The following is an 18,770-nucleotide window of genomic DNA, read 5'->3' on the forward strand; positions in this document are numbered from 1 at the left end:
CATAAAAATAGCTGTCAGCGCTGATGTATCCAGCGCTGGCAGCTATTTTTTTATGAGTTTTTTTAAACTCCGGGGCGCTGTCCCCAGCGGCGTTGCGCATAAATGCACCAGAGCAAGGCCAGCGTGGCCAGCACCCCGCCCACCCAGCCAATGTGCTGCATACCAGCACCCAAGCTCACCTGACTGCCCAGCAGCGCCCCCGCACCGATACCGATGTTGAAGATGCCCGAGAACAGGGACATGCCCACATCGGTCGCATCGTGCGCCAGTGCCAGTACCTTGGCCTGCAGCGCCAGCACCATGCACATCATGGCGCTGCCCCAGACCACGCACTGCAGGTACAGCGTCGCTTCGTACTGGCTGGCGGGCAGCAACAGCAGCAAGCTGGCGGCCATACCTCCAATCGAGACGCGCAGAAATCCCCAGGGGAAGCGCGCGCCATAGGCACTGAACAGCACGCTACCCATGATGCCCATCCCGCCAAACAGCAGCAGCACCAAGGTGGTGACATGGGCGCTCAGGCCGGCCACCTGCTGCACAAAGGGCTCGATATAGCTGTAGACCGTGAATTGCGCGGTCACCACCAAAATCAGCAGCGCATAAATTGCCATCAGTGCCGGGCGACGCAGCAGCAACGGAATGCTGGAGGCCGAGCCTGCGTTCTCACTGGGCAGCAGCGGCAGCAACCGTGCCAACGCGCCCATCACAACGACGGCCAGCGCCCCAATGGCCCAGAACGTGGTGCGCCAGCCCAGCCAGTCGCCTACCACCCGCCCCAGGGGGATACCCATGACCATGGCGAGCGTGGTGCCCGTGGCCAGCAGGCTCAGGGCCTGCGCCTTCTTTCCGGCGGGCGCCACACGCACCGCCAGCGCCGCCGTGATCGACCAGAACACCGCATGCGACAGCGCCACCCCCAGGCGGCTGGCCACCAGCATCTCGAAGCTGCTGGCCATGCCCGAGACCACGTGGCTGATGATGAACAACGCAAACACGCCCATCAGCAGCCTGCGCCGCTCGATCTTGCGCGTGAGCAGCATGAACGGCAGCGAAGCCAGCGCCACCACCCAGGCGTAAATGGTCAGCATCAGGCCCACATGCTCGGTCGGCATGCCAAAGCTGGCGCCAATGTCACTGAGCATGCCCACGGGCACAAATTCACTGGTGTTGAAGATAAAAGCGCCCAGCGCCAGAGCGCACACGCTCAGCCAGGCACGTAAGTCAGAAGTGGAAGTTTTCACAGAAAAAGCACAGAGGAACAGTCGAAGTGCAACGCATCAGGTCGCTCAGCCGCCATTGTGGCAGCAGGCAGGGGCGCTTGCGCCCGCCCCCCTGCCCCAGTGCTGTGCGCAGGGGCATCAGCCCCAGGCCATCTCACCCATCACTACCTTGGCACCCAGGGTCAGGGAGTCTTTGCCGCCCAAATCCGGGTAGCGCTGCAGCATGGCCGCCACCAGCTCGGCGCTGTCACGGGCCTGGCTGCGTGCCTGCTCAAAGGCCTGCAGGTAGTCGCGGGTGAAACGAATGGCCGAGGCATCCAGCGCACTGCCAGCCGCCATGTGACCGGGCACCACGTGCTGCGGTTGGCGCGCAAGCATGGCGTCCAGATTGCTGCGCCAGGCCTCGCGGGCACTGGCCGATGGGGTGTCTGCCGTCCACACGTGCAAGCCGGCAAACACCAGCACGCCGCCCATGATGGCCTGCAAGTCCGGCACCCACAGGTAGCGCCGATTGGGCATGCCCTGCGCCGCCACAATCTCGATGCGTTGCCCTTCCAGCATGAGGCTGGACGCCTCCAGCGGCTGGGCAAACACCACGTCTTCGCGGCGCTGTGGCCCGTCGCTTTGCAGTTGTGGGCCCCATACCGCCAGTTTCTTGTCCACATTGGCAGCAATCGCCGCCACCGTCTCCGGCGCCGCCAGCACGCGGGCTTGCGGGAAGGCTTGCAGCACCGGCGCCAGGCCAAAGTAATAGTCCGGATCGCTTTGGCTGATGTAGATCGTGGTCAGTTGCTTGCCCGTGGCCACAATCGACGCCGCCAGCGCCCGCCCATCGGACAAGCGAAAGCCCCCGTCAATCAACACCGCTTCCTTGGCAGCACTGAGCAGCACCGGCGCGCGAGAAAAGCCTGCGGCATCGGCCGGAAAGTGCTGCCACTGCAGCGGTGCGCGCTGCGCCTGCGCGCCTTGCATGGCGGCCATGGGCAGGGCGCTGGCGGCCACTGCGGTCTGTAAAAACGTGCGTCGGTTGAACATCATTGCGTCCTTTCGGTTCTGGTCGGTCATGGGGTTTGGCGTGCTACCACGGTCAGCAGCCTCCAGGACCGGAAGTGGTGTTGGGAATGTGCGGCGGCTTCAATAGGCCACGGTAAAACGGGCACGCGCATGGCTGCCCTGCTCCAGCGCATCCACCAGCGCCACGGCCAGGTCCTGCGCCGAAATGTCACCGGGCTGACCATCGGCCTGCATCAGCGGGGTATCACCGCCGGTGCGGTAGTGGCCGGTACGCCCCTGGCTTTGCGCTGCCGATCCCACATGGAAGCCCACGGCCGGGCTGAGCAGCGTCCAATCCAGGGTGTGCTCTTGCTGCAACTCTGTGAGCATGTCACGCGCCGCCGAGGCACCGGGGAAGATCGCCGCAGGAAATGCGGGCGTGTCCACAATCTGCACGCCAGGCGCGGCATACAGGCTGCCTGCGCCCCCGACCACCAGATAACGCGCCACGCCTGCGGCCTTCAGCCCCTGAACAATGGCACGCGAGCCGCGCATGAAGTCGTCATAGATGTTGGGATTGGCCCAGCCCGCGTTGTAGGCGCTGAGCACGGCATCGCTGCCATGCACGGCTTGGGCCACCGCTGCGGCATCCATCACATCGGCCTGCACCACGCGCAGCCCGGGCTGTGCGGCGAGCTTGGCCGGGTCGCGCACCAAGGCCACCACGCTGTGGCCGCGCTGCAGCAACTCCTGCAGCAAGGCTGCACCGACAAAACCTGTAGCACCGATCAAAGCAACTTGCATGACAACTCCTTGTGTTGAAAAACGAATACCGTCAGCTTAGGCGTTTAAAAACTGCATAAACCATCGATTTTTCGCCAACACTTTGAAGTCATACTTCACAATATAGCGATGGATGATCTCAAACGCATGGCCGTATTTGCCGCCGTGGTGCAGCACGGCTCCCTCACCGCAGCCGCCCGGGCGCTGGGGATGAGCCCCTCGGCCGTCAGCCAGCACCTGCGCCAGCTGGAGCGCGAAGGCGGCGTCACCTTGCTGCACCGCTCCACCCGGCAAATGGCCCTGACCGATGCGGGCCAGCGCTTTTACGCGCAGTGCGCCACCATGACCGCTGCCGCCGAGCGCGCACGTGCCGAGCTGGCCGCCGAGCACCAGGACCCCAGTGGCGAGCTGCGCCTGGCCGCCCCGGTGGGTTTTGCCCGCCATGCGGCCCCTGCGCTGGGCGCGTGGCTGGCGCGCTTTCCACAGCTGCGCCTGCGCCTGCTGCTGGACGATGCCCCGATCGACCTGATCCAGGCCCGCGTCGACCTGGCCCTGCGCTTTGGCCCGCAGGCCGACTCCAGCTTTGCCGCACGCAAACTGGCCCGCACCCCGAACTGGCTGTGCGCCGCCCCCGCGTGGTTGCGCGCCCAGAGTAGCCCGCTGCAGCACCCGGCCCAGCTGGCCCAAGCCCCCTGGCTGACCTTGAGCCGCCACGACCCCGCCGCCACCGTGCATGTGCCCGCGCAGCACACCGCAACGGGCGAGACCTATGCCCTGCATGCCAGCCCCCACATCGTCAGCAACCACCAAGGTGCCGTGCAGCAGCTGTGCGAGGCAGGGCTGGGCGTGGCCCTGCTGTCCGCCCTGGATGTGGCCAGCGCTGTGCAGCACGGCCTGTTGGTGCGGCTGCTGCCCGAGTGGGAGATGGGACACCTCGACATCTGGGCCGTCACCCCCCAGCGCGATGCCCAGCCTGCCAAGGTGCGCCAGGCCATTCAAGAGCTGCAGGCCTACCTGGCTGTGGCGCGCGGCACGCACAGCGGCTGACACAGTTGACGCAGCGCACGGCAGCCCATCGGCCCGCCCTGCACCACAGCTGCTGACGCACACCACGGGCATAAAAAAAAGCAGCGTACCCATGGCCGCTGCTTGTTGGGCGCTTGCGCCCATGAAATTCAGGAGCTGCCAGCGCTTGCACAGCAAGGGCTAGCAGCCTTTTTCATGATTTTTTATCTTCCTGTTTTTCACCGCGCTCATAAATGGCCGAAGCACGCCCCACAATCAGCGCATCCAGCCGCCCCACCTTGTTCAGCTCGCGGTTGGTATAGGGCAGCTTGGCCAGCACATAGCGAATGGCATTCAGGCGCGCGCGCTTCTTGCAGTCGCTCTTGACCACCGTCCACGGTGCATCGGCCGTGTCGGTTTCAAAGAACATGGCCTCCTTGGCACGCGTGTAGTCGTCCCATTTGTCGAGCGACGCCTGGTCAATGGGCGAGAGCTTCCACTGCTTGAGCGGGTGGGTCTCGCGCTCCTTGAAGCGGCGGCGCTGCTCCTTGCGGCTGACGCTGAACCAGAACTTGATGACGTGCACCCCGCTGTTGACCAGCATGCGCTCAAACTGCGGCGCATCCTGCATAAACTGACGGTACTGCGCATCGGTGCAAAAACCCATCACGCGTTCGACCCCGGCGCGGTTGTACCAGCTGCGGTCAAACAGCACGATCTCACCGGCCGTCGGCAGGTGCTGCACATAGCGCTGAAAGTACCACTGTCCCTGCTCGCTGGCCGAGGGTTTTTCCAGCGCCACCACCCGCGCACCACGGGGGTTCAGGTGTTCCATGAAACGCTTGATGGTGCCGCCCTTGCCCGCCGCATCACGACCTTCAAAGATGATGCACACGCGCTGGCCCGTCTCCTTGACCCAGGCTTGCAGCTTCAGCAACTCAACCTGCAGGCGGAATTTTTCCTTTTCGTACACCGAGCGGCGCAGCAGGTTGGCATAGGGGTAGCCACCGTCTTTCCAGTCTTTGCTCAGCTCGTCATCGGGGTTCAACTTGGGATCAGGCCGGTTGCCGTCGAGCTTGTTCAGCGCCCTGCGCAGGGCTTTCTGGTCTTCGGGGTCCGAGCCTTCAATCAGTGCGCGCAGCGCCTTGGCGCGTTCTTTGTCGCTGCCCGGCTGGTCCAGCACGTCCATCACGGCCGCCACGCGGCGCTTTTGTGCGGCCTGCGTGGCTTGACCGGCGACGAACTTCTCAATCGATTTGACGTTCGTGCCCACGGCCACATCGCCCGCTTGGGCTTTGCGCCGACCGTGTTCGGTCGGTGCTTCGGGGTTCTTCTTGTTCGAGCTGGGGGGGGATTGATCGACCATACGCAAAACTCCTTGCGGCACGCGCCTGTGGTGGCCACACGACCGCGAAAAAACATCAGATGCAGCGACAAAGATACCATTGGCCGACCAGCGCCTGCGCAGGAACCTGACAAGCGCCCTGGACCTTCGCCCTTGCCCGGGCACCCACCGAATCACAGAGTTCAGCTATCTGCACCAAGGGACTTATTGCCATGACCTATGAACGCCCACTTTGCGCCCTCTGGCTGGCGCTGGTCTGCGCCCCCGGCATCAGCAGCGCCCAGGTGCTGCGTTGCGAAGATGCCCAGGGCCATGTGACCTATACCAACACCGCCTGCCCACACAGCAAGGCCATCAAAGAAGTGGTGCCGCGCCAAAGCGAGTCTGAAAAAGCGCAGCAAGATGCGCAGTACCAGCAAGCGCTGGAGCACAGAAAGGCCGAGCAAGAACGCCTGGCTGAGCGCGATGCCGCGCAGCAGCAGGCCGAAGCGGCACGCGCCGCTGCGCAGGCAGCACGGCGCCCGGCCCCACCGCCCGCCCCCGTCATCGTGCAGGTGCCGCCTAGCACCAGCACAGAGCCCAGCTACGTGCCGTTTTACCCACCGCGGCCACCACATGTGCGCCCCCCCGCCCCCCTGCCGCCGGGCCCCAACCCGCAGGCACCGGGCTACAACTGCAATGTGTTCAAGTGCTACGACGGCAAGGGCAACACCTGGGGCCGCCCCTGAAGCGCAAGCGCCACAGGGCATCCCACCATCAGGGTTGCAGCCCCTCGCGCACCGTCGGGTAGCGCAGTTGCACGCGCAGCTCCTGCTTGATGCGGGTGTTGCGCAAGCGGCGTGATTCACCCATGAAGCTCAGCATCATGGGTGGCAGCGTGCGCTGCGCCTCCTGCCGCGTCACACGCGGTGGGCGCGGCAGGCCGTACAGATCGGCCGCCAGATCAAAGTACTCGCCCATCCGCAGCATGCTGTCGTCACTGGCGTGGTAGGCGCGCTGCGGCTTGCCGCGCCACAGTGCAGCCACGGCAATGCGGGCCAGATCGTCGGCATGGATGTGGTTGGTAAAGACATCGTCCGCAGCCTGTAGCACGGGCAGGCCTTTGAGCAGACGGTTGCGCGGCGTACCGCCCTCACGGTCCGGGGCATAAATCCCCGGAATACGCAGAATCTGTATACGCAAGCCGCTCTCTTTTCCAAAGCGCCGCAGCCGCTGCTCGGCATCCACCCTGCGGCGTGCGCGGTCGGTGCCGGGCTGCACAGCCCGCGTTTCATCCAGCCACGCGCCACCGCTGTCGCCATACACGCCAGTGGTCGACCCATACACCAGCGCCTGTGGCAGTCGCCCCTGGCGCAGCACCTGCACCAGATGGGCGGTGCGTGTGTCCACAGCCCCTTGGCCGGGCGGCGGCGCCATGTGCACCACACGCTGGGCCAGGCCGCGCAAGCGGCGCAGGCTGCGCACATCGTCCAGATTCCCCAGCAAGGGGGTGATGCCCAACTGCCGCAGCGCGGGCAGCTTGTCGGCCTGTGAAGTCAGCGCCAGCACACGCGGGCCACGTTGCGCTGTTGCCCCCGCACTGCTTTGCAAGGTCTTGGCCACGCGCAGACCCACGTCACCACAGCCGACGATAAGCACGCGGGTGCGCCGAAAACGCGCTGGCAAAGCGCGATGAGGGAATTGGTTTACAGGCAAAATCGATCATCCCCATTGAATACTGTCACGCACCGGGCCGCCGCAAGCGGCCCATTGCCTTTGTAGCTTTGCAAGGCGACGGGTGCGGACACTACAAAACGCCAAGGATAGCCAGAAGATGAGCACCCCCGCCTTCCAGATCACCGTTCAGCCCAGTGGACGCCAGTTTGCCGCGTCCGACAGCGAGACCATTTTGGCCGCAGCCATCAGTGCGGGCGTGGGCCTGCCCTACGGTTGCAAGGATGGGGCGTGCGGTTCGTGCAAGTGCAAAAAGCTCAGCGGCGAGGTCACGCATGACAGCTATTCCGACAAGGCGCTGACGCCCCAGGAGCTGGCCGATGGCATGGTGCTGACCTGCCGCGCCACCGCCCACAGCGACGTGGTGCTGGAATCGCGCCAGGTCACTGATGGCACGACCTTCCCCGTCAAGAAAATGCCGGTGCGCGTGGCCGCATTGGACAAACTCTCCCACGATGTCATGCGCGTGCAGCTGCAACTGCCCGCCAACAATGTGTTCAAGTACTTTGCGGGCCAGTTCATTGAGTTTGTCTTGCGCGACGGCACACGCCGCGCCTACTCCATCGCCACGGCCCCCCACGTGCAAGACAGCGCCCCGGGGCTGGAGCTGCACATCCGCCACATGCCTGGCGGCGTGTTCACCGACCACGTGTTTGGTGCCATGAAGGAAAAGGAAATCCTGCGCGCCGAAGGCCCGTTTGGCAGCTTCTTTCTGCGTGAAGACTCGAACAAGCCGCTGGTGTTTCTGGCCTCCGGCACGGGCTTTGCCCCCATCCAAAGCTTGCTGACCCACATGCAGCACCAGGGCAACACCCGCCCGGTCAGTCTGTACTGGGGTGGCCGCCGCCCTGAGGACCTGTACCGCGATGCCTGGCTGCAGGAGCTGACCACCCACATGCCCCATCTGCGGTATGTGCCCGTGGTCTCGGACGCCCAGCCCGAAGACCACTGGACAGGCCGCACCGGCTACGTGCACCAGGCGGTGCTGGATGACTTTGCCGATCTCTCGGGGCACGAGGTCTACGCCTGTGGCGCGCCCATCGTGGTCGACTCCGCACGCACCAGCTATACCAGCCAGCGCGGCCTGCCTGAAGAGGCCTTCTTTGCCGATGCGTTCACCAGCGCTGCCGACAAGTAAGCCACCGCCCACTACCCCTGCCCAGCCGCCTTGTGCGGCTTTTTTTACGTAAACTTACAAAACCCTCTGCTGGACAGCAAGTCTTCTTGGGTGTAGAGCGCATCAAAAATGCACATTTAACAAGCAAGCAACACTATTCATAGACAAAAAACATAAAACGCGCATGAAAAATTCAAAACAAGGGGGTGCACGTAGTCCCCACACACGAATCTTGCACAATATCCTGCATGAACCGTCGAAACATCCTGCTGACCTCCGTGGCCTTTGCTGCTGCAATGGCATCTCCCCTGGCCCAAGCTGCTGAGCAGCCCATTCGCCTGATCGTGCCTTACGCCCCTGGCGGCCCGCTGGATGTGACATCCCGCGCCCTGGCCGAACGTGTGCGCGAAACGCTGGGCACCGTGATTGTGGAAAACAAGCCCGGTGCGGGCGGCAATATCGGCGTTGACGCCATTGCCAAGGCTGCACCCGATGGCAAGACCATTGGCCTGGCTGCCGTGGCCACCCACGCCGTCAACCCCTGGCTGTACAAAAAGCTGCCCTTTGATGCGAACAAGGACTTTGTCGGCGTGACCCAGATGGTGCGCGTGCCCAATGTCCTGGTGGTCAATGCCGACCGCGCCAAGGAACTGAAGATCAATTCCGTGGCCGACCTCGTGGCCTACGGCAAGGCCCACCCTGGCCGTCTGAGCTATGGCAGCGGCGGTAACGGCAGCGCCGGCCACCTGGCTGGTGAAATGTTCAAGCAAGGGCTGGACTTCACCGCCGTGCACATTCCCTACCGCGGTGCCAGCCCCGCACAGCTGGCCCTGCTGGCCGGTGAAGTGGACTTCAACATCGACAACCTGGCCGCTGCCTCTGCCAACATCAAGTCCGGCAAGCTCAAGGCCCTGGCTGTGACCACCCTGAGCGAAAGCCCGCTGCTGCCTGGCGTGCCTCCACTGTCCAAGAACATCAAGGGCTTTGCCATTGATACGTGGTGGGGCCTGGTGGCGCCCGCTGGCACCCCTGCCGACGTGGTGGCCGATCTGAACAATGCCTTCACCACGGCGCTCAAGGACCCCGAAACACAAAAGCGCTTTGCCGCCCTGATGGCCGAGCCTGTGCCCACCACCAGCAAGCAGTTCGACAGCTTCATGGCCGCTGAGCGCAGCAAGTACGAGCCCGTGGTGAAAGCCTCGGGCGCCAGCGTGGACTGAGCATCGCCCGCATCGATTGCTACTTTCACAGGCACCTTCGGGTGCCTTTTTTACGCCAACCATAAATTGCCGATGGCTTCAGCCATACGGCCAAATCCCCTGCACCCGCAGAGCCAGTACTTACCCGCACCCGCCACACGTCCATGCGAGCTGCGCTAAAACATGGGCATGAAATAACTGCGCACGCCGCAGAACTGTGATTGCCACTGGGAGGAGACTACCCCATGACCAAAACCCGCAGCAGCTACCAACTGCATATTCAGCTGTGCGATACCAAGCCCGCCGTCTGGCGCCGCCTCGTCGTAGCAGATTCGATTACCCTGGCGCAGCTGCACCGCGCCATCCAGGCCGTAATGGGCTGGCAGAACCGCCACCTGTATGAGTTTGAAATTGCGGGCCAGCGCTACGGCCAGCCCGATGCAGACACGCCCGAAGATCCCACCATGGATGCGCGCCGCTACACGCTGGGTCAGTTGCTGCAAGGCCAGGCCCTGGCCGTGCGCTATCTGTACGACTTTGGCGATCACTGGCTGCACCGCATCAAGCTGGAGGCCTTGGCCGCTGTTGGCAGCGATGCGGCGCTGCACAGCCTGCCCATGTGCCTGGGCGGGCGCAATGCTTGCCCCCCCGAAGACTGCGGCGGTATTGCAGGCTTGAATGCCTTGCTGGCAGCGCCCGAGACCGCTGCCACCGGCTTTGATGCCAAGCAGTTTGACCTGCAACGTGCGCAGGCGCGCCTGCACTCGCTGGCACTGCTGCGCGGCACCGCCCCCATGGCCAGCAAGCCAGAAGCGGTCTTGTCCTAAGGCTTGCCTGTCGCCTTCTCTCAAAACCAGAGCAGCCAGCGCTTATTCACCAAGGCTTCCATAGACAAACTATCGATAAGTCATTGAAAAATCAGCGAAAGCTGCTCTTTTTTTGATAAAAACTGCCCTGCCAGCCCGTTCACCGGACGCCGATTTATTGATCCGCGTCATGCCTGCATGCAAAAAGCACGCAAGCGCTGTATGCATTTCTTTAATTTCACAAAACACTGAAAATTCAAGGTCACAATGAGGCCCAACTGGACAGTTCAGTTAGACCCGGTCTAAGGCTGGTAACTGCCGAGCACCTCTCACTTCACCCAGATTGATTCGGAAGGATTCGCGCTATGAAAAAGACTTTGATGACGCTCGCTCTGTTGGCTACTGCTGGAGTGGCTGCCCCCGCCATGGCTGCGGACTGCGCTGTGACCGTCGAAGGCAATGACCAGATGCAATTCAATGTGAAGAACATTGAAGTGCCCAAGGCCTGCAAGAACTACACCGTCACCCTCAAGCACGTGGGCAAGATGCCCAAGTCCTCCATGGGCCACAACCTGGTGCTGACCACCGCCGCTGATGCCACCGCCACCGCTGCGGACGGCATGAAGGCTGGCGCTGCTGCCGACTACGTGAAGGCTGGCGACACCCGCGTGATCGCTCACACCAAGGTCGTTGGCGGTGGTGAATCGACCCAGGTCGTGATCGACGTGGCCAAGCTCAAGGCTGGCACCGACTACACCTACTTCTGCTCCTTCCCTGGCCACTCCTTCATCATGAAGGGCGCCCTGAAGCTGGGCGCTTAATACGCCCACGCAGCTGCCGCGGCGCTCGCCCGGCAGCCCACCTCAAGCCCCGTGCCCATGGCCGGGGCTTTTGTTTTGGGCGCACGCAGCGCCGCTGGTGAAACACCTGTGACCTGCGCACATGCAATCGGCCCGGCGCGCCCCGCTAGCATGCGACAGCTTTTGCCCAACCCTATCCGGAGCCGCTGCATGCCGCACACCCACCCCGAAGACAGCGCCGCACGCATTCCCCTGGAGCTGTACCTGCGCGGCCACGCCGAAGACAACGCCGCACACATGCGCGCCGCCTTTTTGCCCACCGCGCGCCTGGAGAGCGTGCGCGAGGGGCCGTTGACCTCCTGGGACCTGGACTTTTACTGCCAGCGCTTTCGCAACACCCCCGCCCCCGACGAGGCCACGCGCCGGCGCAGCATTGACTGGCTGGACATCACCGGCACCTCGGCCATGGCCAAAGTCACCCTGGTGCACGGCAGCGTCACCTTCACCGACTACTTTGTGTTGCTCAAAACGGAGCACGGCTGGAAGATTGCCAACAAGGCCTTCCACGCCCAGCCGCAGTAAACATCGCGTGCAGTGCCTGGCGCCTGGTGCGCACTGCACTTCATACCCTACTGGCTCAAAGCATTTGCAGCAGCGCGCACAATGCACTTTTTTTGATAGCAAAAAACTTTCACCATGAGCCAGCAAAGCTTTGCAGTTGCATTTTTCACCATCGGCGACATCGACGGTCTGAGCGGTGACGACGTCACCCGCAGCGCCCACATCGACATTCCTGCCGACTGCCTGCCCGTGGCCGCCACCCTGCAATCGGCACGCCAGTGGCTGACCGAACAGCACGCTGCCATCGACATGGAATGCGCAGCCGAGCTGCCTGTGCGCGGCTACTTCAGCTTCAAGACGGCCCAAGGCAATGAAGGCTTCAACGTCGAAAGCGCCCAGCTCGTGGCACTGGACGAAGGCTTTTTGGTGCGTGCAGGTCTGGACAACGGCATCTGCGTGGAAAGCGATCTGCTGGCCATCGCGCTGTAAAAGCACGCCAACAGGCAGCGGCGGTGCGCGGCCGCCTACCGCTCGCCCGCCCCTGCGTACACTGCGGCCATGCATACCGAACACTTTGCCGCACTGCATCTGTTGCTGGACACACCAACCACCCCCACGTCCCCACCCAGCTGGCCCGGCATGCTGCCGCCCGGCGAGTACCGCAGTGACTTTGATAACTGCGCGCTGCCGCAATGGCAGACGCTGCACCTGTGCCGCTGGGCAGGAGCCCCCGGTCTGGCCAGCGATGGCAGTTCGGGCTATGTGCGCAGCACTGCGCGTGTGCAGCACGGCAACCAGTGGTGGGAGTGCTGGCAGGTGGAGTGGGACGACGGCGGTGGCACGCTGCGCGCCAACACCTTGTGGCTGCAGATCGACAGCGACACCCGCTTCACACTGTGCGATGCCCAAGGCCGGGCGAACCGGTATGTGCTGCACGCGGCAGAAGCCGCGCCCGAGGTGCGCTTCTGGCCCGAACCCCTGCAGCCGGGTCACTACTTCGCGCAAGGCCCGGCGACGCCCCAGATGACCCAACTGGAGTGGCTCGATGTCATGGGCGAGCCGGTCTGGCAAACCCCTTGGGGCATCAGTTTCTTGTGCCAGATGCAAGCGCTGGTCGATGGCTGCATCCTGGCTACCGTGGCCTGGGAACACTATGACGGCAGCGCATCGACCGGCGAGCAGCACATTCAACTGCGCATCCATGACGCCCAACATTTCACGCTGACGGACGCCCAGGGCATAACGACCAACTACCGCTGGAGCCAGAACAGCTAGCCCTTACCCATGCGTGCGCCAACGGGCCGCGCCGCTCGCTGACACTTTTGCTTGCCTTGTTCTGGCTTGCAAGCAGTGACATCGTCCCCACCATAAGCAGCATGTATCACGGTGAACGCTTCAACGCCTGGACCCATTTGGTCGGTGCCCTGCTGGCACTGACGGGGGCTGTCTGGCTGATCGTGCTGGCCAGCTTGCGTGCGGATGCGCAGGCCATCACCAGTGTCAGCATCTACGGCGGTGCGCTGGTGCTGCTGTATGCCATCTCTACTACCTACCACAGCGTGCGCGGCCGCGCCAAACGCATCTGGCAAAAGTGCGACCACCTGAGCATCTACCTGATGATTGCGGGCAGCTACACGCCGTTTTGCCTCATCAGTCTGCGCGGGGCCTGGGGCTGGAGCCTGTTTGGCGTGATCTGGGGGCTGGCGCTGATCGGTATGCTGCAAGAAATCAAGCCGCGCAGCGAGGCCCGTGTGCTGTCTTTGGTGATCTACGCCGTGATGGGCTGGGTGGTACTGGTTGCTACCGGGCCGCTGCTGCAGGCCCTGGGCACGGCGGGCTTTGTCTGGCTGGCCGCTGGCGGCCTGCTCTACAGCATTGGCGTTGTGTTTTTTGTGCTGGACACGCGGGTGCGCCACTTTCACGGCATCTGGCACTTGTTTGTGATCGGCGGCAGCTTGCTGCACTTCATCACCATCGTGGGCTATGTGCTGCCCGCGCCGCTGGACTGACACACCGCCCTAGCCGGCCGCACATGTCGCCGGCACCACCCTAGGCCGCGGTCAGCGCGGGCGGTGCCAGCACCTCATCCCACATCACACCGGGCAAGGGCTCCCAGTGGGCCACCAGCACCCAGCGCGGGGTGGCTGCGCCTGCCAGGGCTTCGCCCAGCGCGTCCAGCGCCTGGCTCAGGTAGCGAATGCTGCTGCTGTCCAGTGCGGCCACGGGCTCTTCAATCACCGTCAGCCGCGCCCCGCTGGCCAGTGCGGCAGCCATGCCCAGCTTGCGCAAGCTCCCGGTGGAAAGGTGCCACAGCGGTTTGTCCATATGTGGCTGCAGCGCAAACCCCGCGCAATGCACCTCCCAGGCGCTGTCGTCCCAACTGGGCCAACGCTGGGCCATGCGCTGCACCCAATGCTGCGCCGTGATTTCACGCTCCGTACTGGCCAGTGGCAGTCGCGGGTTGTGCCAGCACACCTGTGCCTGATAGGCCGCGCTGTCTAGCGGGCTGTCTGGCGGGTTGGTCAGCGGGCCGCACACCACACGGCCCTGTGCAGGCAGCGCATAGCCAGTCAACGCGCCCAGCCAGTGCGCGGCGGCATCGCCGCTTTCATCCACCAGCGCACACACCCCGGGCTGCAGTTGCTCCGACCAGCCCGGTCCCGGTGCCCCCTGCGGGCGCAAATCCTCCCAGTACATCCGCACTGGTGGTGAGGCGGGTTGCCCATTGGCAATGTGATTCATGCGTCTTCCTGTATGGCTTGGTGATGCCGCCCACCAGTGTCACACCAGCGCCTTGTGGGCACTGGCATCCCTCTGTGTGCATATGGTTCACTTTTTTGAGATGTACCCACACCCTATCAAACTGCCCCTGAATGCCCTGTCACGTCGGCAAATGGTTATACATTCTTCACATTTGTTACAGGGAGAAAACATGTCTATCCAAACCGGCACCATCCTGGCCCTGGCGGCTGCATTGGCGATGAGTGGCTGTGACACCATGACCGAAACCCAGCGCAATACCGCCATTGGCGTGGGGGCTGGCGCGGTCGTGGGCGCAGGCGTCGCCAAGGCTACCGGGGGCAAAGCCGGACAAGGGGCCTTGATTGGTGCGGCCGTGGGTGGCGTGGGGGCATACATCTGGTCGGCGCACATGGAGCGCCAGCGCAAGGAGCTGGAAGCCGCCACACGCGGCACCGGTGTCACCATCAGCCGCACCAGCGACAACCAGCTCAAGATGGCCATTCCGGCCGACATCTCGTTTGACAGCAACAGCGCCACCATCAAGCGCCAGTTCCGCCCGGTGCTCAACAGCTTTGTGGGCAGCCTGCGCCGCAATCCGAACACCAGCGTGGTCATCATCGGTCACACCGACAGCACCGGCGGCGCACGCATCAACGATCCGCTGTCGCTGCAGCGCGCCAACGCCACGCGCCAGTACATCTTCAGCCAGGGCGTGCGCGGCCCACGCATTCAGACCGAAGGCCGTGGTGCACGCGAGCCCATTGCCTCCAACGACAGCGCCTGGGGCCGCGCCAAAAACCGCCGCGTCGAAGTGTTTGTGGCCGAATCCCGCTGACGGGCCCACGCGGCACCGCCGCCTGCACCCCACCGCAGGGCTTGCCCAACCGTGCCGCCTGTCGCGACAATGCGGCACGAGACACCGTTCGCACACTCCCCCATTCCAAGACAAGAGGCTTCTTCATGATCGTTCTTATTACCGGCGCATCGGCTGGTTTTGGCGCAGCCATGGCGCACAGTTTTGTACAGGCAGGCCACCGCGTGATTGCCACCGCCCGCCGCAAAGACAAGCTGGACACGCTGGCCGCCGAACTGGGCCAGGCCCTGCTGGCCATTGAGCTGGATGTGACCGATGCCGCGGCCGTGGCTGCCCTGCCTGCACAATTGCCCGCCGACTGGGCGCAGGTGGACGTGCTGATCAACAACGCCGGTCTGGCGCTGGGTCTGGGCCCCGCCCAAAGCGCTGATCTGGCGCAGTGGGACACGATGATCGACACCAACTGCAAAGGCCTGGTGCACATGAGCCGCGCCTTCCTGCCCGGCATGGTGCAGCGCCAGCGCGGGCATGTCATCAATATTGGCTCCACCGCAGGCAGCTGGCCCTATGCCGGCGGCAATGTGTACGGTGCCAGCAAAGCCTTTGTGAAGCAGTTCAGCCGCAACCTGCGCACCGACCTGTTTGGCACCCCGGTGCGCGTGACCAACATCGAGCCCGGGCTGTGCGGTGGCACCGAGTTTTCTAATGTGCGCTTTGGCGATGCCGACAAGGCCGCGAAGGTATATGAGGGCGTGGCCTTCATCACCCCTGAAGACATTGCCAATACCGCGCTGTGGGTGGCCCAGGCTCCGGCCCACATGAATGTCAACAGCATTGAAATCATGCCCGTGCAGCAAAGCTTTGGTGGGCTGAGCGTGCACCGCCAGCCGCAGTAACGCGGCATCCGTGCACCTGCGCATCCGTGCAGCTCGGCAAGCTGCACAGGCCCGGCATTTTGTTAAAAAACATAGCTGCTTGCACCGACCACATCGGCGCTACAAGCCGTTTTGATGTCTTTTTTACGACCTGTCACCATGCATCTTGGCGCGCCTACACGCCAGGCGGCATGCGGGCACTAGCATGGTCATCCCACGCAACCACCTCCGAGGTATGAGCATGCCCACATCCCCCCAGCATTTCCCCATGCAGCCTGGCGCGCTCTCGCGCCGCCAGCTGGTGCAGGCCGCTGCAGCCAGCCCCCTGCTGGCCGCACTGGGTGGCTGTGCCAGCAGCGCCACCGGCGCAGGCACAGGCAGCACCGTGGCTGCACTGGGCACCGCCGAGCAATTCACCGCCGCACAGTGGCTGACGGGCGGCACCCAGGCCATCAGCGCCGCCGCGCGCGCTGCCAACCCCTTCATACTGGGGGCCACCCGCTGCATGCTGACCTGTGAGGCCACGATTGGCCCCTGCCACACCACCTCCCCACAGCGCGTGGATGTGAGTGACGGCTGGGACGGCCTGCCCCTGCACATGGTGCTGCGGGTGGTCGACACGGACTGCCAGCCCGTGTCAGACGCCATCGTGGAAATCTGGCACACCAACCACACGGGGGGCTACTCCGGCCAGATCGTGCAGATGTGCAACAACCACCAGGATGACCTGAACAAGCAGTTCTTCCGGGGCTACCAGCGCACCGATGTGCAGGGCGTGGTGCACTTCGACAGCTGCTACCCCGGCTGGTACAACGGCCGCGCCAACCACGTGCACCTGCGCATCCTGAAAGGCAGCTACAACGCCGACGACCGCGCACAAGCCTGGTCCATCACCCAGCTGCTGTTTCCGGATGCGCTCAATCAGGCCATCTTTGCGCGGCAGCCGCTGTACAAGGCCAAGGGGCAGCCCGACACCACGCTGGCCCAAGACAATGTGATTGGCAACGAGGCCGACCCATCGCCCTACCTCTTTGAGGTGCGCAATGTGGGCGGGGTGATGGTGGCCAGCAAAACCCTGACCATCCGCACCCGCCTGGACGCCGCCAGCTGCCAGGCCCAGGGCAAGATGCCGGACTTGGGCCCCGGCGGGCCCAACGGGCGCCGTGGGCCCCCACCCGGCTTTCCCGCCAACGGCACACCACCGGTGCGCGGCATGGGCCGCCCGGCCATGCCTCCACGCACCTGAGCCCGCCCGTAACCGCCACACGGCCCGCTGCTTGCGGGCTGTTTTTTGTGAGCTAACTCCGCAGACTGCATCACGGTTGCAGCGGTTTTTGACCAATATTTTCATCCCACAAGGCAGGCCGCCCTGCCAGCACCGCGTGGGTGCATCACCGTGACCTTCGCGCTGTACCACCCGTGCCAACAACGGCCACAAACGTCCACAAACGGTGCAAACATTGGCCGCAGCGGGCATGCCATGCCGATGCGCAAACACGGCCGCTCTGACGCTTTCACACAGAAAGCGAAGCCGCCCGTCACCCACCGCTCCAACAGCGCCGCAACCACCAAACAAGGTGAATCGCTGCACTGTGATCGCACCATCCTCAATCAATATTTACCCTGCCACCGCTTATCCGTAGTGCTATTTTTTTCTGCAAAGCATGGCTTATTATTTTTTTAAATCGTCCTGGGCAGTTTTATTGTTTTCATTTCTATCTTCTTCAGATAGCCATATGTCTAAAAAAACTGAGAGGCTTTCGCGCTGGTTCTGGCTGTTGCGCACACGCTGGCTGCTGGCGGTGATCATCACCTGCTGGATGGGTCTGGCGCCGCATGCGTACAGCCAGGAAGCGCCCGAACGCTGGCGCATGGTGGCCAGCCCCATGCCGCAGGCGCGCGATCTGTTTCTGACGCTGCACCAGCAGCTTCAGCAGGCACTGCGCAAGCCCGTGGAGCTGCATTTTGACGATGAGCAGCCCGCGCAGCCGCTGCACACCAACAACCAGCGCCCCCTGATCGTGCTGATGAGCGAAACCACCAGCGTCCTCGGCGACCACGGGGCTGCCCCCCTGCGCCAGCTGGACCAGCTCACGCCCCTCATGGTGTTTTTTGAGCTGCCCTGGTGCCTGTTTGTGCAGGAAGGCTCACCGCTGCTGCAGCGGCAAAATATTAAAAACTGGATCGTGCAGCAGCCGCGCTCGGTGCGCATTGGCATTGGTGCCCGCAGCGGGCAGTCCATGTTCTGGCTGCACGCGCTCTCGCAGGCCACCCGTGCGGCCCCGCCCGGCCCGGCCAAGATCGTGCCCTTGAGCTACCGGGGCGCCCACAACCAGGCCATGGCCTGGCGCGAGGATGCCGACATGGCACTGGCCCCCTGCTGGCACTACGCCTACCTGGGCCCCAAGGTACGCCTGCTGGCCACGGCACAGAAACTGCGTGCCGCCTATCTGCCGCCCGCACCGCTGTTCACCGATCTGGGCCTGCCCCCGCTGCCCCCCAGTTGGGTGGCCGCCTTTGCGCCCAAAGACATCAACCCCACCGCCAAGGCCCAGCTGATTCAGGCGCTGGAGCAAACGTCCAACGCGCCCGTGGTGGTGCAGGCACTGACTGCCGCCAACCTCACCCCGCTGCGCTGGAGCCATGCGCAATCGCGCCAGTACCTGGACAACTACAAGACCACCTGGCAGTCCGTGCTGCACCTGATGCAGTGGAACCCCGCCGCCACCGCACGCACCGCGCCCAACCCAGAGCGCTGAGCGCCCGCGCCGTGCGCCAGCTGTGCCACGGCGCTGCG

21 protein-coding genes are annotated in these 18,770 nt (G+C 63.9%); 15 read left to right on the forward strand and 6 right to left on the reverse strand.

Translation table 11 applies throughout. The features are described 5' to 3' along the window. Positions 1 to 62 precede the first annotated feature (62 nt). The 3 genes from AC27VO_RS07275 to AC27VO_RS07285 all read right to left on the reverse strand — a co-directional run bounded on the left by AC27VO_RS07275 (position 63) and on the right by AC27VO_RS07285 (position 3,017). The gene (locus tag AC27VO_RS07275) at positions 63 to 1,241 is read right to left on the reverse strand and encodes a sugar transporter (RefSeq protein ID WP_488666048.1); all 1,179 of its coding nucleotides are present in this window, start codon (positions 1,239 to 1,241) and stop codon (positions 63 to 65) included. A 117-nt stretch (positions 1,242 to 1,358) separates the two neighbouring features. Beyond that, entirely contained in the window at positions 1,359 to 2,255 is an 897-nt protein-coding gene (locus tag AC27VO_RS07280) for an MBL fold metallo-hydrolase (RefSeq protein WP_488666412.1), read from the reverse strand. Positions 2,256 to 2,354: 99 nt separating this feature from the next. Next, entirely contained in the window at positions 2,355 to 3,017 is a 663-nt protein-coding gene (locus AC27VO_RS07285) for an NAD(P)-dependent oxidoreductase (protein WP_488666049.1), read from the reverse strand. A 108-nt stretch (positions 3,018 to 3,125) separates the two neighbouring features. Between AC27VO_RS07285 and AC27VO_RS07290 the strand changes: the two genes are divergently transcribed. After that, positions 3,126 to 4,043 carry a LysR family transcriptional regulator gene (locus tag AC27VO_RS07290; protein WP_488666050.1) on the forward strand — a complete coding sequence of 306 codons (918 nt, stop codon included), beginning with the start codon at positions 3,126 to 3,128 and terminating at the stop codon, positions 4,041 to 4,043. A 172-nt stretch (positions 4,044 to 4,215) separates the two neighbouring features. Here the strand turns inward: AC27VO_RS07290 and ppk2 are convergent, their stop codons facing one another. Then, on the reverse strand, positions 4,216 to 5,367 hold the full coding sequence (gene ppk2, locus AC27VO_RS07295) for a polyphosphate kinase 2 (protein WP_488666051.1): 1,152 nt from the start codon (positions 5,365 to 5,367) through the stop codon (positions 4,216 to 4,218). 191 nt (positions 5,368 to 5,558) lie between these two features. Between ppk2 and AC27VO_RS07300 the strand changes: the two genes are divergently transcribed. Further along, positions 5,559 to 6,074: a DUF4124 domain-containing protein gene (locus tag AC27VO_RS07300; RefSeq protein WP_488666052.1), complete on the forward strand. Its 516-nt coding sequence runs from the start codon at positions 5,559 to 5,561 to the stop codon at positions 6,072 to 6,074. Positions 6,075 to 6,102: 28 nt separating this feature from the next. Here AC27VO_RS07300 and AC27VO_RS07305 read toward each other — a convergent pair whose 3' ends face one another. After that, on the reverse strand, positions 6,103 to 7,041 hold the full coding sequence (locus AC27VO_RS07305; RefSeq protein WP_488666053.1) for an SDR family oxidoreductase: 939 nt from the start codon (positions 7,039 to 7,041) through the stop codon (positions 6,103 to 6,105). Between the two features lie 118 nt (positions 7,042 to 7,159). Here AC27VO_RS07305 and AC27VO_RS07310 point away from each other — a divergent pair, with 118 nt between their 5' ends. The 8 genes from AC27VO_RS07310 (at position 7,160) to trhA (ending at position 13,551) form a co-directional block, all read left to right on the forward strand. Further along, positions 7,160 to 8,197, forward strand: a complete 1,038-nt coding sequence (locus tag AC27VO_RS07310) for a CDP-6-deoxy-delta-3,4-glucoseen reductase (RefSeq protein ID WP_488666054.1) — start codon at positions 7,160 to 7,162, stop codon at positions 8,195 to 8,197. Positions 8,198 to 8,424: 227 nt separating this feature from the next. Continuing rightward, on the forward strand, positions 8,425 to 9,396 hold the full coding sequence (locus tag AC27VO_RS07315) for a Bug family tripartite tricarboxylate transporter substrate binding protein (RefSeq protein ID WP_488666055.1): 972 nt from the start codon (positions 8,425 to 8,427) through the stop codon (positions 9,394 to 9,396). 224 nt (positions 9,397 to 9,620) lie between these two features. Further along, positions 9,621 to 10,202 (forward strand): plasmid pRiA4b ORF-3 family protein, encoded by a 582-nt coding sequence (locus tag AC27VO_RS07320; protein ID WP_488666056.1) that lies wholly within the window; start codon positions 9,621 to 9,623, stop codon positions 10,200 to 10,202. Positions 10,203 to 10,546: 344 nt separating this feature from the next. Continuing rightward, complete coding sequence (azu, locus tag AC27VO_RS07325; protein ID WP_488666057.1) at positions 10,547 to 11,002, forward strand: azurin; 456 nt, start codon at positions 10,547 to 10,549, stop codon at positions 11,000 to 11,002. 189 nt (positions 11,003 to 11,191) lie between these two features. Next, entirely contained in the window at positions 11,192 to 11,563 is a 372-nt protein-coding gene (locus tag AC27VO_RS07330; protein ID WP_488666058.1) for a nuclear transport factor 2 family protein, read from the forward strand. 114 nt (positions 11,564 to 11,677) lie between these two features. Continuing rightward, positions 11,678 to 12,031 (forward strand): hypothetical protein, encoded by a 354-nt coding sequence (locus AC27VO_RS07335; protein WP_488666059.1) that lies wholly within the window; start codon positions 11,678 to 11,680, stop codon positions 12,029 to 12,031. A 69-nt stretch (positions 12,032 to 12,100) separates the two neighbouring features. After that, positions 12,101 to 12,817 carry a hypothetical protein gene (locus tag AC27VO_RS07340; RefSeq protein WP_488666060.1) on the forward strand — a complete coding sequence of 239 codons (717 nt, stop codon included), beginning with the start codon at positions 12,101 to 12,103 and terminating at the stop codon, positions 12,815 to 12,817. A gap of 101 nt (positions 12,818 to 12,918) precedes the next feature. Continuing rightward, complete coding sequence (gene trhA, locus AC27VO_RS07345; RefSeq protein WP_488666061.1) at positions 12,919 to 13,551, forward strand: PAQR family membrane homeostasis protein TrhA; 633 nt, start codon at positions 12,919 to 12,921, stop codon at positions 13,549 to 13,551. Positions 13,552 to 13,591: 40 nt separating this feature from the next. Here the strand turns inward: trhA and AC27VO_RS07350 are convergent, their stop codons facing one another. Beyond that, a complete protein-coding gene (locus AC27VO_RS07350) occupies positions 13,592 to 14,284 on the reverse strand; it encodes a P-loop NTPase family protein (RefSeq protein ID WP_488666062.1) in 693 nt (230 codons plus the stop codon). Positions 14,285 to 14,474: 190 nt separating this feature from the next. Between AC27VO_RS07350 and AC27VO_RS07355 the strand changes: the two genes are divergently transcribed. The 5 genes from AC27VO_RS07355 to AC27VO_RS07375 all read left to right on the forward strand — a co-directional run bounded on the left by AC27VO_RS07355 (position 14,475) and on the right by AC27VO_RS07375 (position 18,732). Beyond that, the gene (locus tag AC27VO_RS07355) at positions 14,475 to 15,119 is read left to right on the forward strand and encodes a YiaD family glycine zipper/OmpA-like lipoprotein (protein WP_488666063.1); all 645 of its coding nucleotides are present in this window, start codon (positions 14,475 to 14,477) and stop codon (positions 15,117 to 15,119) included. 125 nt (positions 15,120 to 15,244) lie between these two features. Next, positions 15,245 to 15,994 carry an SDR family NAD(P)-dependent oxidoreductase gene (locus AC27VO_RS07360; protein ID WP_488666064.1) on the forward strand — a complete coding sequence of 250 codons (750 nt, stop codon included), beginning with the start codon at positions 15,245 to 15,247 and terminating at the stop codon, positions 15,992 to 15,994. A 220-nt stretch (positions 15,995 to 16,214) separates the two neighbouring features. After that, the gene (locus AC27VO_RS07365; protein ID WP_488666065.1) at positions 16,215 to 17,219 is read left to right on the forward strand and encodes a dioxygenase family protein; all 1,005 of its coding nucleotides are present in this window, start codon (positions 16,215 to 16,217) and stop codon (positions 17,217 to 17,219) included. Between the two features lie 150 nt (positions 17,220 to 17,369). Further along, entirely contained in the window at positions 17,370 to 17,657 is a 288-nt protein-coding gene (locus tag AC27VO_RS07370) for a hypothetical protein (RefSeq protein WP_488666066.1), read from the forward strand. Between the two features lie 52 nt (positions 17,658 to 17,709). Continuing rightward, positions 17,710 to 18,732 (forward strand): tripartite tricarboxylate transporter substrate-binding protein, encoded by a 1,023-nt coding sequence (locus AC27VO_RS07375; protein ID WP_488666067.1) that lies wholly within the window; start codon positions 17,710 to 17,712, stop codon positions 18,730 to 18,732. Positions 18,733 to 18,770: the final 38 nt, after the last annotated feature.

The sequence above is a fragment of the Comamonas sp. 14P8.1.4 genome (assembly GCF_057799285.1).

What these genes read in the sequence shown, in the direction of transcription:
- AC27VO_RS07300 (WP_488666052.1), top strand. Translation starts at nt 5,559, where the DNA reads ATGACCTATGAACGCCCACTTTGCGCCCTCTGGCTGGCGCTGGTCTGC.
- AC27VO_RS07375 (WP_488666067.1), top strand. Translation starts at nt 17,710, where the DNA reads ATGTCTAAAAAAACTGAGAGGCTTTCGCGCTGGTTCTGGCTGTTGCGC.
- AC27VO_RS07310 (WP_488666054.1), top strand. Translation starts at nt 7,160, where the DNA reads ATGAGCACCCCCGCCTTCCAGATCACCGTTCAGCCCAGTGGACGCCAG.
- AC27VO_RS07355 (WP_488666063.1), top strand. Translation starts at nt 14,475, where the DNA reads ATGTCTATCCAAACCGGCACCATCCTGGCCCTGGCGGCTGCATTGGCG.
- AC27VO_RS07365 (WP_488666065.1), top strand. Translation starts at nt 16,215, where the DNA reads ATGCCCACATCCCCCCAGCATTTCCCCATGCAGCCTGGCGCGCTCTCG.
- azu (WP_488666057.1), top strand. Translation starts at nt 10,547, where the DNA reads ATGAAAAAGACTTTGATGACGCTCGCTCTGTTGGCTACTGCTGGAGTG.
- AC27VO_RS07280 (WP_488666412.1), bottom strand. Translation starts at nt 2,255, where the DNA reads ATGTTCAACCGACGCACGTTTTTACAGACCGCAGTGGCCGCCAGCGCC.
- AC27VO_RS07285 (WP_488666049.1), bottom strand. Translation starts at nt 3,017, where the DNA reads ATGCAAGTTGCTTTGATCGGTGCTACAGGTTTTGTCGGTGCAGCCTTG.
- AC27VO_RS07290 (WP_488666050.1), top strand. Translation starts at nt 3,126, where the DNA reads ATGGATGATCTCAAACGCATGGCCGTATTTGCCGCCGTGGTGCAGCAC.
- AC27VO_RS07350 (WP_488666062.1), bottom strand. Translation starts at nt 14,284, where the DNA reads ATGAATCACATTGCCAATGGGCAACCCGCCTCACCACCAGTGCGGATG.
- AC27VO_RS07315 (WP_488666055.1), top strand. Translation starts at nt 8,425, where the DNA reads ATGAACCGTCGAAACATCCTGCTGACCTCCGTGGCCTTTGCTGCTGCA.
- AC27VO_RS07330 (WP_488666058.1), top strand. Translation starts at nt 11,192, where the DNA reads ATGCCGCACACCCACCCCGAAGACAGCGCCGCACGCATTCCCCTGGAG.
- AC27VO_RS07360 (WP_488666064.1), top strand. Translation starts at nt 15,245, where the DNA reads ATGATCGTTCTTATTACCGGCGCATCGGCTGGTTTTGGCGCAGCCATG.
- AC27VO_RS07340 (WP_488666060.1), top strand. Translation starts at nt 12,101, where the DNA reads ATGCATACCGAACACTTTGCCGCACTGCATCTGTTGCTGGACACACCA.
- trhA (WP_488666061.1), top strand. Translation starts at nt 12,919, where the DNA reads ATGTATCACGGTGAACGCTTCAACGCCTGGACCCATTTGGTCGGTGCC.
- AC27VO_RS07335 (WP_488666059.1), top strand. Translation starts at nt 11,678, where the DNA reads ATGAGCCAGCAAAGCTTTGCAGTTGCATTTTTCACCATCGGCGACATC.
- ppk2 (WP_488666051.1), bottom strand. Translation starts at nt 5,367, where the DNA reads ATGGTCGATCAATCCCCCCCCAGCTCGAACAAGAAGAACCCCGAAGCA.
- AC27VO_RS07320 (WP_488666056.1), top strand. Translation starts at nt 9,621, where the DNA reads ATGACCAAAACCCGCAGCAGCTACCAACTGCATATTCAGCTGTGCGAT.